The sequence below is a fragment of the Rhodococcus sp. T9N genome (assembly GCF_024436645.1).
Classification (GTDB): Bacteria; Actinomycetota; Actinomycetes; order Mycobacteriales; family Mycobacteriaceae; genus Rhodococcus_F; species Rhodococcus_F qingshengii.
This window is the reverse complement of the sequence record NZ_JAMSKS010000006.1, coordinates 143,886-158,301: the sequence shown is the minus strand read 5'-3', so window position 1 is coordinate 158,301 and position 14,416 is coordinate 143,886. Positions and strand designations below refer to the sequence as shown.

General features: G+C 64.2%; 15 protein-coding genes. 5 read left to right on the top strand and 10 right to left on the bottom strand.

Translation table 11 applies throughout. The features are described 5' to 3' along the window. Positions 1-15 precede the first annotated feature (15 nt). Together M1L53_RS13025 and menD are read right to left on the bottom strand one after the other, a co-directional pair. The gene (locus tag M1L53_RS13025) at positions 16-459 is read right to left on the bottom strand and encodes a DUF3592 domain-containing protein (protein ID WP_007728471.1); all 444 of its coding nucleotides are present in this window, start codon (positions 457-459) and stop codon (positions 16-18) included. Continuing rightward, positions 456-2,069: a 2-succinyl-5-enolpyruvyl-6-hydroxy-3-cyclohexene-1-carboxylic-acid synthase gene (menD, locus tag M1L53_RS13020; RefSeq protein WP_003942063.1), complete on the bottom strand. Its 1,614-nt coding sequence runs from the start codon at positions 2,067-2,069 to the stop codon at positions 456-458. Before menD ends, M1L53_RS13025 begins: the two co-directional genes overlap by 4 nt. 68 nt (positions 2,070-2,137) lie before the next feature. On the opposite strand from menD, the gene M1L53_RS13015 reads away from it, so the two are divergent. Next, entirely contained in the window at positions 2,138-2,740 is a 603-nt protein-coding gene (locus tag M1L53_RS13015) for a flavin reductase family protein (protein WP_054187848.1), read from the top strand. 58 nt (positions 2,741-2,798) lie between these two features. Beyond that, positions 2,799-3,626 (top strand): siderophore-interacting protein, encoded by an 828-nt coding sequence (locus M1L53_RS13010; protein ID WP_042453072.1) that lies wholly within the window; start codon positions 2,799-2,801, stop codon positions 3,624-3,626. A 66-nt stretch (positions 3,627-3,692) separates the two neighbouring features. Here M1L53_RS13010 and M1L53_RS13005 read toward each other — a convergent pair whose 3' ends face one another. The 3 genes from M1L53_RS13005 to M1L53_RS12995 are packed head-to-tail and all read right to left on the bottom strand — an operon-like array spanning position 3,693 to position 5,829. Next, on the bottom strand, positions 3,693-4,139 hold the full coding sequence (locus tag M1L53_RS13005; RefSeq protein WP_003941973.1) for a DUF6918 family protein: 447 nt from the start codon (positions 4,137-4,139) through the stop codon (positions 3,693-3,695). Positions 4,140-4,187: 48 nt separating this feature from the next. Further along, a complete protein-coding gene (locus M1L53_RS13000; protein WP_054187820.1) occupies positions 4,188-5,183 on the bottom strand; it encodes an o-succinylbenzoate synthase in 996 nt (331 codons plus the stop codon). A 1-nt stretch (position 5,184) separates the two neighbouring features. After that, positions 5,185-5,829, bottom strand: coding sequence for a PaaI family thioesterase (locus M1L53_RS12995; RefSeq protein WP_037129937.1), 645 nt, complete (start codon positions 5,827-5,829; stop codon positions 5,185-5,187). 83 nt (positions 5,830-5,912) lie between these two features. Between M1L53_RS12995 and M1L53_RS12990 the strand changes: the two genes are divergently transcribed. After that, positions 5,913-6,806, top strand: coding sequence for a 1,4-dihydroxy-2-naphthoyl-CoA synthase (locus M1L53_RS12990; protein WP_024487301.1), 894 nt, complete (start codon positions 5,913-5,915; stop codon positions 6,804-6,806). 28 nt (positions 6,807-6,834) lie between these two features. After that, positions 6,835-7,224, top strand: coding sequence for a VOC family protein (locus M1L53_RS12985; RefSeq protein ID WP_003941917.1), 390 nt, complete (start codon positions 6,835-6,837; stop codon positions 7,222-7,224). A 97-nt stretch (positions 7,225-7,321) separates the two neighbouring features. Here the strand turns inward: M1L53_RS12985 and M1L53_RS12980 are convergent, their stop codons facing one another. The 5 genes from M1L53_RS12980 to M1L53_RS12960 are packed head-to-tail and all read right to left on the bottom strand — an operon-like array spanning position 7,322 to position 12,918. Then, positions 7,322-7,681 carry a hypothetical protein gene (locus tag M1L53_RS12980; protein ID WP_003942018.1) on the bottom strand — a complete coding sequence of 120 codons (360 nt, stop codon included), beginning with the start codon at positions 7,679-7,681 and terminating at the stop codon, positions 7,322-7,324. Between the two features lie 2 nt (positions 7,682-7,683). Beyond that, the gene (locus tag M1L53_RS12975) at positions 7,684-8,442 is read right to left on the bottom strand and encodes an ABC transporter ATP-binding protein (RefSeq protein ID WP_054187821.1); all 759 of its coding nucleotides are present in this window, start codon (positions 8,440-8,442) and stop codon (positions 7,684-7,686) included. Next, positions 8,439-9,182, bottom strand: coding sequence for an ABC transporter ATP-binding protein (locus M1L53_RS12970; protein ID WP_003942056.1), 744 nt, complete (start codon positions 9,180-9,182; stop codon positions 8,439-8,441). Before M1L53_RS12970 ends, M1L53_RS12975 begins: the two co-directional genes overlap by 4 nt. Beyond that, on the bottom strand, positions 9,175-11,433 hold the full coding sequence (locus M1L53_RS12965) for an ABC transporter permease (protein WP_054187822.1): 2,259 nt from the start codon (positions 11,431-11,433) through the stop codon (positions 9,175-9,177). Before M1L53_RS12965 ends, M1L53_RS12970 begins: the two co-directional genes overlap by 8 nt. Before the next feature lie 60 nt (positions 11,434-11,493). Continuing rightward, on the bottom strand, positions 11,494-12,918 hold the full coding sequence (locus M1L53_RS12960) for an ABC transporter substrate-binding protein (protein ID WP_003942040.1): 1,425 nt from the start codon (positions 12,916-12,918) through the stop codon (positions 11,494-11,496). Between the two features lie 284 nt (positions 12,919-13,202). Here M1L53_RS12960 and M1L53_RS12955 point away from each other — a divergent pair, with 284 nt between their 5' ends. After that, positions 13,203-14,402 (top strand): inorganic phosphate transporter, encoded by a 1,200-nt coding sequence (locus M1L53_RS12955; protein ID WP_007728486.1) that lies wholly within the window; start codon positions 13,203-13,205, stop codon positions 14,400-14,402. Positions 14,403-14,416: the final 14 nt, after the last annotated feature.

The window sequence follows — 14,416 nt, the reverse complement described above, 5'->3', positions numbered from 1 at the left end:
CGGGCGAAGCGCGAACTAACTCGAGGCGACCGGCGCCGAACTTGCCGCCTGCGCTTCCCGCTTGCGCAGGTACCAGATCGACGGTCCAGCCAGGAGCCACGTCACGACGATCACCGATCCTGCCGGGATCAGCGCCACCGTCGCGTTGCGTCCCGCTACCCGGACCAAATCAGGGTCGGCTTTGGAGTACTCCACCTCGATGCGTTGTCCCACAGTCAGATTGGTGGGGTAGAGCACGCCGAGTTCAGGGTTGTGGTTGGCGCCGTCCGGTGTCACGAAGCTGATCGCCGAACGTAGCGAGCCTGCCGAGAGCACCTCGGCAGTTGCGGTCCCCATGTTCGATTCGATGGTCCGATCGTTGCGCCAGGCACCGAGAACCAGGATCACCGCGAGCACGGAAATGCCGACCGCAACCACCAGTACGCCGATGCGGAGACGACGCAGAACCGTTTGCGTCACAGCTGTGCCCGCACGGAAGCGTGGAGTTCGCGCAGCCCACTGCGATCCGTCGCGACCTCGAGCACACGAATGCCGTTGGCCGGTTGCGCCAGCGTCGTTGCCAGGGCGTCGACGGTGACCGCTGCGTGGGGCACGCGGTAGGCCGCGCACAGCGCAGCGAGGTCCATGCCGTGTGGTGTTCCGAACACTCGCTCGAAGACGCCGGCGTACTGCGGGTCGCCTTGTTCGAGGAGCTCGAAGATACCGCCGCCGTCGTCGTTGGCGACGACGATGGTGAGGTCGCTCGGCCTCGGCTCACCGGTCCCGATCAGCAGCCCGGAAGCGTCGTGCAGGAATGTCAGGTCGCCCATGAGAGCGACGGTCCGGCCGCCCTCGTACGCCAACGCGGCGCCCACCGCCGCCGAGACGGTGCCGTCGATACCTGCGACGCCGCGATTCGACAGCACCCGTACGGCGGGCTTGGGGTAGCTCACGAGTGCCGCGTCGCGAACAGGGTTGGATGCGCCGAGCAGAAGCTGGTCGCCGTCCGCGAGAGCATCCATCACAGCAGCTGCCACGTGCAGGCCGGTGGCCTTGGGGTGGGCGTCGAGTTGCTTGCGGACGGCAGTTTCGGCGTGTTCGGTCAGCGCGGCGCATCGAGCGATCCAGGCGGGATCGGGAGTCCCGGTGACCACTGCTCTGGTTCCGGTGGCGAGTACGTTGCCGGATACGTCCGGCCAGCGCGGCCCGGTAGTCAGCGCGTAGACGTCGACGCCTGGGTCGGCCAGCACCTTCGAGACCTGACGATGCAACGTCGGGCGGCCGGTGATGATCGCCTGCTTGGGCTTGAGTTGCGAGAGCGCGAGTGGATGCAGTGCTATCCCGTGCATCGGAGCCGTCGGTTCGGCCACCGTCGGCAGGCCGGCCAGCTCAGGCCGAAGTGCGCTGCCGTGTCCGGAAATGACCACCGTATCTGCGGTGAGGTCCAGATCGACCGGAACATCGAGCGTCGCGTTCTGGGTGGTGGTCCAGGCCGCACCGCCGGGACGGCCCTCCGGGACCGGTCCCTGCACGTGCACGTCCGGCACCAGCGGCTCACGAAGTGGAATGTCGAAGTGCACCGGACCCGCGTTTCCGGATCGGGTTCCGCGGGCAGCGGCGAGGACCCGGCAGACCGCCGAGCGCCACTGGCTGTTCTGCGTCGAATCGTCCTCCGCCAGGCCCAGGCTGATGGTTGCGCGGACTTGACTGCCGAAGAGCCCGAGCTGCTCGACGGTCTGGTTGGCGCCGGTGCCGAGCATCTCGTACGGCCGGTTGGCGCTCAGGACCACCAGCGGCACTCGCGCGTAGTTGGCCTCGAGGACAGCGGGTCCGAGATTCGCGACGGCGGTCCCGGAAGTCATCACGATGGGGACCGGTCGTTTCCCGGCGATTGCCAGTCCGAGTGCCAGAAAGCCTGCTGTCCGCTCGTCGATCCGCATGTGCAGACGCAACCGGCCGTCGAGATCGGCAGCCTGGAGGGCAAATGCGAGGGGCGCGTTGCGAGAGCCTGGACACAGCACGACTTCACGCACGCCACCACGAACCAGTTCGTCGACGACGGCTGTGGCTTGTGCAGTGGACGGATTCACGCCTTCAAGAGTGTCAGATGTTCGGGCGCAAGCATGCCCAGGGGCGGGGACAGCGGCATTATGTGTGGGTGCGCACACTCTTCGATCCAGCCGAGCTCGAACCCCGTCGGTTCTATCAGTTACTCACCGCTTCGGTGGTCCCCCGGCCGATTGCCTGGGTGTCCACCCTGTCGGCGGACGGCGTCGGCAATCTGGCTCCGTACAGCTTTTTCACCGTGGCAAGTTCGGCGCCGCCGATCGTGCAGTTCACGTCGGTCGGACGCAAGGACAGTCTGCGCAACATCGAAGCGACCGGCGAATTCGTGATCAACCTGGCGACTGCCAGGCTTGCCGACGTGGTGAACCAGAGTTCCGCCTTCTACGACGCCGAGGCCGACGAGTTTCTCGAGTTGAACATCCGTAGCGAGCCGAGCGAGCGGGTTCGCCCCGTCCGGGTCGCCGACTCCCCGATCGCCATCGAATGCACGCTCCACCAGGTCGTCGAGGTCGGCAATTCATTTGTCGTGATGGGAAATGTGGTGGCGGTCGCAGTACGTCCCGAGGCTGTCGCCGACGACGGCCTGCCGGACTTCGCGGCAATCGCACCGATGAGCCGACTTGGCCGAGCGCAGTGGGGTCTTCCTCCCGAAGTCGTCGAAAAGGACAGACCCACCACTCCACAGCGACCATAAATCAGGTTAGGGTTACCTGATTAGGTACGAGTAACAGATAATCAGGGAGCAACCAGTCATGGCCAAGCGCGCCAAGTTCGTGAAACCGGCCTCACGCAGCATCGTGTCGGCGCAGGTCGTGGCGAACAAACGAATCAGCCCCAGCTTCATCCGGGTGACCATTGCCGGCGAAGAGCTGTCCACCATCGCTCCGATGGGTGCCGATCAGTGGTTCCGCATGTTCATCCCGCAGGTCGGCCAGAGTGAACTCCGGTTGCCGAGCGCGGCCAGCAATCTCTGGTATGCGCAGTACCTGTTGATGTCCAAGGACACGCGACCCGTCGTGCGCAACTACACGATTCGCGCCTACCGTGCTGCCGGATCCGGTCTCTTCGGCGAGACCACGGAGATCGACATCGACTTCGCTTATCACGGCGACATCGGCCCGGCATCCGCGTGGGCGGACACCGCGTCGGCCGGCGACGAGGTCGCCCTCTTGGACGAAGGCTGCATCTACAACCCCACACCCGAGGCCAAGTGGCAACTGCTCGTCGGCGACGAGAGTGCACTTCCCGCGATCATCGGCATTCTGGAATCCGCGCCCGCAGACCTGCGTGCCGAGGTCTTCGTCGAGATTCCGAACATCGAAGACAAGCAAGACATTCCGGAGTTGGCGAACGTCAACGTGCATTGGCTCGTTCGCGAGGACGAACACGCGACGCCGGGTGTTCTGACCCTCGAGACCGTCCGCGCCGCCGAACTGCCCGAGGGGCCGTCGTACACCTTTGTCGCCGGCGAACAGGCACTCACCACCGGGCTGCGTCGGCACCTCGTGAACGACCGGAAGTTCGCCAAAACCGACATCACCTTCACCGGCTTCTGGCGCCACGGACATTCGGCTCACTGACAAACACACCGAAAACGACGAGTGGCCCGAGAGAAACTCCCGGGCCACTCGTCGTTTTACGTTCGCTTATGCAGCGTGCTTCTGGATCACATCGCCCAGACGCGGCAGAGCTGCAGTCACATGCTTCTTCGCCGAACCGCGCAGCTTCGAGTACATCGACTTGACGACGGCCTTGTCGCTGCCCTCGATACGCTCGTCCGTCACCTCGAGGAGGGAATCGGCAACCGCGTCACCGCGGGCGCTGATGAAATCGGCGAAGCTGCCTTCACCGGAAGCCGAGAATTCCTGCCAGTACGGCTCGAGCTTTGCCACGAAAGCCGGCAGAAGCGCGGTGACGGCGTCCGGCACGATGGACGGGCTCACCTTCTTGACCGCGCCGTAGCCACCCTTGAGAGCCAGCCCTGAGGCCCCCGACTTATCCGAAACCTCTGCGTCGATCAAGGTCTGCACGTCCGCGACGACCGCGGGAACCCGTGATTCCTCGAGCAGGGTTTCGTTCAGAGCTGCAACCACTTTCGATCCCTTCATTCTTCACTGATGTTCATCAGGTCGCGCCCGAGACTATACGAAATTCGGCTGGTCCCTACTGCCGAGTATCCGATGGCAGCGCCGAGCCCGCTCCAGCCACCAGTCGCGCCGGTCCGCGGGCGCGGCCAGCGTCTCGAGCAGAACCGGATCAGGCTCGACGGCACCCACCGACAAAGCACCGTCGACAGCTGCCCCGGTGACCGCGACATCCCGGACGAACAGGCCGCCGGTACCGAGTCCGCAGGCAAACGGAAGGGTGGGCAACGCTGCCGCGGCCGCCAGTCCCGCGGACATCCCCACAGCCGTGTCCAGAGCACTAGAGACCACCACCGGCACCCCGTAGTCCGCCAGCTGCGCCGACAGCGCCACCACAGCACGCATTCCGCCCAGCGGCGGCACCTTCACGACGGCGACGTCCGCTCCCCCCGCTCGTACGACGCGCAGCGGGTCCTCGGCACGGCGAATGCTCTCGTCGGCAGCGATCCGCACACCGGTCCCCGCGGCGCGGACCCTGACCAGTTCCTCGACGCTTGCACACGGCTGCTCGGCGTATTCGAGTTCACCGTCATCGGTGATCGCTCGCAAGGCCGTGATCGCCTCGTCCACGCTCCACCCGCCGTTGGCGTCGACGCGCACGTTCGGGATGTGCCGACGCACCTCGTTCACCCGGGCGACGTCCTGCGCCAGCGACTGTCCCTTCTCGGCGACCTTGACCTTGGCTGTCCGGGCGCCGGGGAAGCGCTCCAGCAATTCCGGAACGGCAGACGCGTCGATCGCCGGCACGGTCGCGTTGACGGGAACTGCGTCACGAAGCGCAGGCGGCGGACCCAGCCACGCCGCTTCGATACCCGCGAGCAGCCACTGCGACGCCTCGTCGTCGTCGTACTCGACGAAGGGTGCGAATTCTCCCCACCCGGCCGGGCCGCGAACGAGCAGGGCCTCACGAGTCGTGATGCCGCGAAAGCGAACTCGCATCGGTAGTGCGAGCACCACGGCGTCCGCGATCAGATCGTCGAACGAGGGGAACATGTCAGGGCTGTCCCGGAAGCAGTTCGATCATGAGCGCCTCACCGTCGGCGAGGAGCTTGCCGTCGAGATCGGTCAGGCGCGCGCTGACAAAAGTCTTGCGACCCTCGACCCGATCCACCTGCCCCTCGATCACCAGTTGTTGATTGAGCGGAGTGATCGCGCGGTAATTGATGTGGAGGTAGCCGGTGCGGGAGATCGGACGGCCACCCGCGTGGACCGTCATCCCGAAGACGTCGTCGAACAGCAAGGGCAGGACACCGCCGTGAGCGGCGCCGTTGCCGCCCAGGTGGTAGCGACGGAAGACGCCGGTACTGCGGACTCCTTCGGTGTCGAACTTCTCGACCATCCACGGGAGCATGAGGAGGCTGCCGCGTCCGGGCAGTTGGATGTTCGAGCCTGCGGGCGACTTGCCTTCCGGGACCTCGTACGGAGTCAACCGATCGGCAAGCTCTTCGGCTTGCGTAGCGATGTCTGCGAGTACGTCGTCGGGAACATTGGTCGAGACGGCAAGGTCCTGCAACCTGCGCATCGCTTCGACGAAGCGGCCGAAGTCCGGACCTGCGGGAGTGTGCCGGAACCGTGGAAATCCGCCCCGCTTCTCACCGTCTGTGACGATCTCCGTGCCGTCTGCGGTTTGTTCGCTCATGACCTGCACGTTAGCGCGCCCGGGAACGTGTTCTACCTCAGGTATCCGTTAGACGCGCGAGCCGTGCCTCTATCGTGGCTGAGGTGACCTTCAACCCGCAGCTCTGGCGCCCTGTCCCCGGATTCGAGAACCTCACCGACATCACGTACCACCGGCACGTCAGTCAAGGCACCGTTCGCGTCGCCTTCGACCGACCGGAAGTGCGTAATGCGTTCCGCCCGCACACCGTCGACGAGTTGTACCGCGCGCTCGATCACGCCCGGATGACCTCCGACGTGGGAGCGGTGCTCCTGACCGGCAACGGACCGAGCGAGAAGGACGGCGGTTGGGCGTTCTGCTCCGGCGGAGACCAGCGCATCCGTGGTCGCAGCGGCTACCAGTACGCCGAAGGTGAAACGGCGGACACCGTCGACAAAGCACGCGCCGGGCGCCTGCACATCCTCGAGGTCCAGCGCTTGATCCGCTTCATGCCGAAGGTCGTGATCTGCCTGGTCAACGGCTGGGCTGCGGGCGGCGGCCACAGCCTGCACGTGGTGTGCGACCTGACGCTCGCCAGCCGCGAGCACGCACGGTTCAAGCAGACCGACGCCGACGTCGGAAGCTTCGACGGCGGCTACGGCAGCGCCTATCTGGCAAAGATGGTGGGCCAGAAGTTCGCTCGCGAGATCTTCTTCCTGGGTGAGACGTACACCGCCGAGGAAATGCATCAGATGGGCGCGGTCAACAAGGTTGTCGACCACGCTGAACTCGAAAACGTCGCGATCGACTGGGCCGGCAAGATCAACGGCAAGTCGCCGCAGGCACAGCGGATGCTCAAGTACGCGTTCAACCTGCAGGACGACGGGTTGGTCGGCCAGCAGCTGTTCGCCGGTGAGGCAACACGTTTGGCGTACATGACCGACGAGGCCGTCGAGGGTCGTGACTCGTTCCTCGAAAAGCGTGATCCCGACTGGTCACCATATCCCTGGTATTTCTGACACAGTAGGTGCGAGAGGGAGGTCGGACGTGGAGATTCTGAGCAGTCGGACGATATTGCGCCCGAGCGAGTACGAACGAACGCTGAGCTTCTACCGAGACACCCTCGGTCTGGCGATCGCTCGTGAATATCCCGGCGGCACAGTCTTCTTCGCCGGCCAAGGGCTGATCGAAGTCGCTGCGCACGGCGGCACCGGCGAGGGCGGCTTTCGCGGCGCGATCTGGCTGCAGGTCCGGGACCTCACTGCCGTTCAGACCGAACTGGTTCTCGCCGGGGTCAAGATCGCGCGCGAGGCAAGACAGGAACCGTGGGGTCTACACGAGATGTGGATCGCCGACCCGGACGGGACACCGATCGTGATGGTGCAGATCCCGGAGGACCATCCCATCCGACGCGATTCCCGGCCACCGTCCGCGTAGTCGAGACACCGCGGTAGTCGAGACACCGCTGTAGCCGAGCAGTGACAGATGCCCGCCACGACTTTCGTGGCGGGCATCTGTCGGTTCTTCGCAGAGATCAGTTGCGCGTGCTCAGCGCCTGAGAGATCTGATCTGTCTGTGCCTGGCCCTCGAGCAGTTGGCGAACCAACCACAGCCGCAGCACCTTTGCCACCGATGCGGCCAGGAAGAGTGCGGCACCGACCACTGTCAGGGCGAGGAAAACCACGGTGAGGATCTGGTACGACACCAGATCCCGCAGGTCCGAGAGCGTCAGCGAAGAGATGTAGACGACGAAGGCGCCGACCACTCCGACGACCATGAGCACCAGGCCCGCGATGCGCGTCGCCGCGTCGCCGCCTGCCTGCTTCTTGTCCAGCTTCAACTCTGCGATGTTCTTCTTGAATTCCTCACGGCGATCTTCGGCGAGAGTAGTCATCGTCATCCTCCTAGATAACTGGTAGAAAGTTCGTTTTCGATGTCGTGTGGATCGCCGGTCTTGACGACGCGTCCCTGCAACATCAGTGCGGCCGAGGTCGCGATGGGCAGCACCGCTCGTGCGAACTGCTCGGCGACGAGAATGGAAATGCCTTCGGCTGCAAGCGAGCCGACGACGTCGTACATCTGCGAGACGATTCGAGGTGCGAGACCCATCGACAGCTCGTCGAGCAGGAGCACCGTCGGGTGAGTGCCGAGTGCCCGTGACAGCGCCAGCATCTGCTGCTCACCACCGGACATCGATCCGGCCAACTGTCCGCGCCGCTCCCCCAGGATCGGGAACCTGCCGTACGCAACCTCTTCGAGTTCGGCCAGCCCGACGCCCGTTCCGGTGGCGATCCACAGGTTTTCCCGCACAGTGAGGTTGGCGAAGATCCCGCGTCCTTCGGGGATGGAGCAGACCCCCAGCCGAGCCAACTCCGAAGGCTCGACTCCGTTCACGACCTGGCCCGCGAGCCGGAACTCGCCGCGGGTGACCGGAAGGACGCCCGAGCAGATCTTGAGCGTCGACGTCTTGCCGCCGCCGTTGGGTCCGAGTAGCGCCACCACGGCGCCCGGTTCGAGTACCAGATCCACCCCGTGCAGAACTTCGATGGATCCGTAACCGGCGCGGACACCGGACAGTTCGAGCAACGGTTCGGCGCGGTCGGGGCTGCGTATACCCTCGTCGATTTTCGCCTCGCCAATTTTCGCTGAAGTCATACCGCCTCCTCCTCGGTCCCGATGTAGGCCGCGATCACTTCCGGATCCGTCCGGATCTTCTCCGGATCACCCGAGGCGAGGACTGCGCCGTAGTCGAGCACGTGGATGGTCGAGCACACTTTCATCACCAGCGGAATGTCGTGCTCCACCAGACAGATTCCGAGTCCACCCGCAGCAAGTTCGGTGAGCATCTCGGCAAAGACCTCGGTTTCCTGCTCCGTCTGACCCGAGGCCGGTTCGTCGAGCAGAAGCACTCGCGGGTCGGTCATGAGGGCTCGTGCAACTTCGACGACGCGAGCCCGTCCGGTGGGGATGTCCGCGACGTCCTTGTCCGCGACATCCGTGAGCCCGGTCAGCTCCAGCAGGCGATCGGTCTCGCCGTCCACGTCGATCTTGTTGCGGCCGTTCGCCTTGTGGATGTCTCCCGCGACGCGCAGGTTGTCACGCACCGACAGCGAGACGAACAGTTCGAGCCGCTGGAAGGTACGTGCCAGCCCGCGCCCCGCCCGCTTGTGCGGCGGCAGCTTCGTCACGTCGACGCCACCGAGGAACACCTGACCGGAGGTGGGTTTCTGCAGCCCGGTGATGGTGTTGAAGAGCGTCGTCTTGCCGGCACCGTTCGGTCCGATGAGTCCTGTCACGGTGCCGGGTTGCACGGTGAGCGAAACGTCCTTGACCGCGACGTGTCCACCGAAACGAACGCTCACACCGCGCGTTTCGAGAAGTGGTGTATCAGACATGGACGGTCAACTCCTTCGGCGAGCCACCCTGGTACTGAGTAATCCCCAGTTCGCGGTCGATCTCGTCACGGATCTCGGGGCTGTACGGGACATCGATCCCGATGTCCTCGGGAACGACTGTCGCTTTGGCGGCCAGTTCCTCCGGAGTGAGAACCGCGCTGGGCATGACCATCTCACCGATCACCGGCAGCATGAACACCACCGCGATCGTGATGGACGCGAACCACCAGTTGCCGAGTACACCGGTCAGAGCAAGGACGTAGGTCAGCAGAACGACTGCGGCGCCGCCGATCAGAACAGGCTTGGCACCGGCGAGCCGTCGGTAGCCCTCGATCACGCTGTGGACCGTTCCGCTGGGGTTCGCGCCGACGCCGATGCCGATCAGTGCCGGGCTGACTGCCGCGATGTTGCCGAAGAGCAGCCACATTTCCTCCAACTCCGGTTGCGCCGAAGCCAGATTGGTGAACGAGACCATGATGACCGCAAACCCGATTCCGGCCATCAGTCCACCGAACAGGGCGCCGGTGACGTATCCGATACCCGCGACGACGGTCAGCATGAGCAGCGAGAGGCTGACCATGATGGCAAAGCTCTCGCCCGAGACGGACCCCATGGCGCTCGACATCAGAATGCCGCCGAGACCGGCGATCCCCGAAGAGATCATGAAGACGCTCAGCTTGAGCCGAACCAGGCTCTGTCCGAGCATGGCCGAACCGGCCGGGCTGTCCTTCATCGCAGCGAGTCGGCGCCCGTAGCCGCTGTTACGCAACGCGATGACGCCGACGCCGAGTATCGAGAACAGCGCGGTCACGGTCATCAGGAACACCGTCTCGTTGCTCAGATCGAGCGGACCGATCTTCAGCGGAGGGAGGGCGATGTTCCCGTCCTTGAACAGCGAGTACTTCATGCCGAACATCTCGTGTTCGGTGGTGTCACGAAGAACCATGTTGGAGAGGAACACTCCGAAGGCCATGGTTGCCAGCGCGAGATACAGCCCTCTCAGCCGCAGCGCCGGTAGGGCGACGAGGCCACCGATGACTGCGGTGACGAGGACTCCGACGACGATGCCCCACAGGTTGAGGTGCGCAGCCAACCCGGAACCGGAGATCCCGAAGTGGAAGGCCACGATGGTCGCGATGGCGCCGAAAGACACCGGCGCCAAGTTCAATTCACCCGCGTAGCCGGTGAGGAGTGTGAGCGAGAGCGCGATGATCGCGAACGTCATTCCGATGGTCAGTGTGGTGACGGCGGAGGTCACCATCAGCAGACGGATCAGGTAGACGATGACGATCAGGGCCACGCCCCAGACGACGGCCTTGCGCACGCTCGGCACGTGGTAACGCTCGCGAGTACGGGTGACCGCGCCACGCAAGCGGTCCTGTGGGAGCACGATCAGCACCACGAACAGCGCGATCATCGGTAGGGAGACACGGAAATTCGATGTCCAACTCCAACTCGTCGGGAAGTATGCCAATACGTACGTACCGGCAAGCCCGAGGACCACGGCGCCGACGAACGTGCGCGGAATGCTGCGCAACCGGCCGAACATGGCCGCGGCAAACGCGTCGATCACCAAGAGTGTCAACATGTTCGCCTCGAGTGTGCCGCCACTGATCGGGGTGATCAGGATGCCGGCCAGGACTGCGAGCGTCGAACCCATCGCCCAGGACAGTGCCGCAAGACGCTCCGGATTGTGGCCGTTGAGGCGCAACAGTTCCGGATCGTCGACGACGCCGCGCATCGCGACACCGGCGCGGGTGCGCGTGAACAGGATGCGCAGGCCGACGGCGATGGCGATCGCAACGAGGATGCAGATCAACTCGTGGTAGCGGATGCTCGCGCCGAACACCGTGATCTTGGACTGGTCGCCGAAGAACATCTGCATCGTCCGAGCGGTCTCGGGGTGCCAGAACCAGTGCGAGATCGAGAGCATTCCGAGCAGGATCGAGACCGTCACAACGATTTTGGTGACCTCGGCGGTATCGCGCAGACCCTTCATGATCAGGACGTAGAGGCCGAGGCCCATCAGTGGCCCGACCAGGACGAGTGAAATCAGCAAAGCGACGACGGTGGGAAGTTCCCAGCCGTAGCGCAACTGCCAGTAGATGAACGCACCGAGCATTGCCTGTGCACCGTGCGCGAAGTTGAAGATGCCTGACGTGTTGTACGTGAGTACCAGCCCGGAGGCGGCGATCGCGTACACCGACCCCAGGACCAGGCCCAGGATCGTGAAAGTGACAAAAGTGTTCATGGCTGAACCCTCGTTAGGGACTCGGGCGGCGGTTGGCGCTCGCCGCCCGAGTCGGAAGAATCAGGACTGCGGCTTGATGACGTTGGCGTTCTGGTACTTCGTCGACACGCGGTCAGCGCCGAGTTCGGTTCCCCAGGTGCTCTTGTCGGTCGCGACGAGGTACTTGGGGTCACACTTGAATTCGCCCGCGGTGGACGGGAACGCCTGCGCGTAGGTACTGCCCTTCAGAGAGGTCATGAGTCCGCAGGTGGCCGGCATGTTCTTGCCGGGATCGGTGACGGCGTGCAATCCGCCGCCGTCCCACTCGTGAATGTTCGAGAGTTCGTTCACCATGCACTGACGCGTCAGATCGCTACCGCACTCGTCCGCGGCGGCCGCCCACAGCAGGAACGACGACGCCGCCTGCATACCGAGGAGCGCGGTCTTGCCACCCTGCTCGGAGACCAGATCCACGTACTTCTTCACTGCGGGCACCTTGTCCGCGTTCTCGAGCATCTGGAAGGTCATGCCCGCGTTGAGGTTGTCGAGCAGTCCGGTGTCCTTGTTCCAATCGGAGACGGTCGCGCCGTACCAGGTGGCTTCACCGAAGAAGATGGGATCGATCCCGACCTGATCGAGCGCCTTCACGAAGTTCAGCTCCGACGGGCTCGCCGATCGTGACGTCCAGATCCCCTTCGCGCCGCACTCCTTGTACTTCTCGGCGAACGGCACATAGCTCGATTCCCCCTCGTAGTTGAGGGTGACGCCGCAATCCTTGAGCTTGAAACCCGCAGCCTCGGCGATCGAGCGAATCTTCGTGGTGGAGCTGATGATCGTGGGCATCGTGCTGTTGACGACGTCGAAGTCGTTTACCAGATCGGGGTGCATCTCGGCCATCTGGAACCACTGCGAACCGTTCGCGTAGTCGACCGGGAACGGGACACCCTGGAATGTCATCGGTCCGTTGGCTGCGTCGGGTGACACGGTGAAGCCTGGCACGGACACCAGGTTGCACGCGACACGCGTCTGCTCGGCGGTCTGATCCATCGCGAAGCCGTAGCCGACCATCATGAACTGGCTCGCGCACGCTTCCTGCATGACCGAGTTGGCCTGCGTCATCGCGGCGTCGTAGTCGGTACCGACAACCTTGCGGCCGTTGATGCCGCCCTGATCGTTGCACCAAGAGATGAGCGCGTTCACCGCATCGCTCATTTCCTTGTTCAGCCCAGGAGACTTCACATAACCGCGGTCGTCACCGAACCCGATCTTGATCTCGGTGTCGCTGACGCCTTGATCGGTTGCGCCGGTGGCGTCGCCTTCACCACAGGGCGAATCGAGGGTGCCGAACTTCGCGTCGGATGTGCTCGACGCAAGGTCTGCGCTGACGCCGGGTCCGCCGACAGCGACGGCGTAGGGATCGTCACCACGATTCGATGCGCAGGCTGACGCCAGAACGGCGGTCGCGGCGAGTGCCACGATCAGCTTCGTGGACTTGTTGGGCTTCACGGTCGGAGCTCTCCTTCTCACTGACAGACACCGAGAAACAGGGGTGAAACCCCTGTTCCGGTGCGCTCGGTGCCCGTAGGTAATCAGCGTTTAAAACGGTCCGAATGTGCCTTCCCGGTGAGTGAGACCAAAAAGTGAGGTCCCACACAGGGTTCCGATTTCGTGGCGCTGAACACATCGCGAACGGCAGCGCCGCAGCCCACGCGCGGGGACGTACTCCGCGGAGCCCCTGTTCGCATCCCGTTCGCTGTACTTTTACGCGTTCGATACGCACAATTCACGTTGTGACCGCAGAGCTCGTAATCCTCCTGGTGGTAGTTGTCACCGCCCTCGCGTTCGATTTCACGAATGGTTTTCACGACACCGGTAACGCAATGGCCACCTCCATCGCGACCGGAGCACTCAAGCCCAAAGTTGCGGTCACACTTTCCGCGATCCTGAACCTGGTCGGTGCGTTCCTGTCCGTCGAGGTCGCTGCGACCGTGGCCAAAGGCGTCGTCAACCTCGGCGCGGTCAGTGGGCAGGATCTGCTGCTGATCGTCTTCGCCGGTCTCGTCGGCGGAATCATCTGGAATCTGGCGACCTGGCTGCTCGGATTGCCGTCGAGCTCCTCACACGCACTGTTCGGCGGATTGATCGGCGCCGCAATCGCCTCCATCGGTATGGGCGGCGTCGAGTGGGGTGGAGTTCTGACCAAGGTCGTCGTCCCCGCGATCCTCGCGCCGGTCGTCGCGGCCCTGGTCGCAGGCGTCGGTACCAAGCTCGTGTACCGAATCACCGCATCCGTCAAGGAAGACGAGCGTGAGCGCGGTTTCCGTTTCGGCCAGATCGGCACCGCCTCATTGATCTCACTTGCGCACGGCACCAATGACGCCCAGAAGACTATGGGCGTCATCTTTTTGGCCCTGGTCGCTCACGGCACCATCACCGCCGAGACCGAGATGCCGTTCTGGGTGAAGTTCACCTGTGCCGTCGCGATCGCTCTCGGCACCTACCTGGGCGGTTGGCGCATCATCCGCACCCTGGGCAAGGGCCTTGTCGAGATCGCAGCGCCGCAGGGTCTGGCAGCCGAAGCGTCGTCCGCAGCCATCATTCTCACGTCGAGCCACCTCGGACTCCCCCTCTCGACCACCCACGTCGCCACCGGATCGATCCTCGGTACCGGCATCGGGCGCAAGGGCGCCGAGGTCCGCTGGGGCGTCGCAGGCCGGATGGCCGCCGCCTGGTTGATCACCTTGCCGTCGGCCGCAGTGGTCGGCGCCATCTGCTGGGCACTCGCGCATCTGATCGGCGGCCTGGCCGGCGTGCTCGTCGTCTTCGCTGCCCTCATCGCGTTCGCGATCTTCATGTACCTGCGTTCGCGTAAGGAACCCGTAGACGCCGCCAACGTGACCGCCGAATGGGACGAGAATCCGGATGCGACGGCTCGCGAGATTCCGACTGCTGATCCCACTCCGTCCACCGAACCCACTCGCAACTCCTGAAAGGGGCGCAAGAG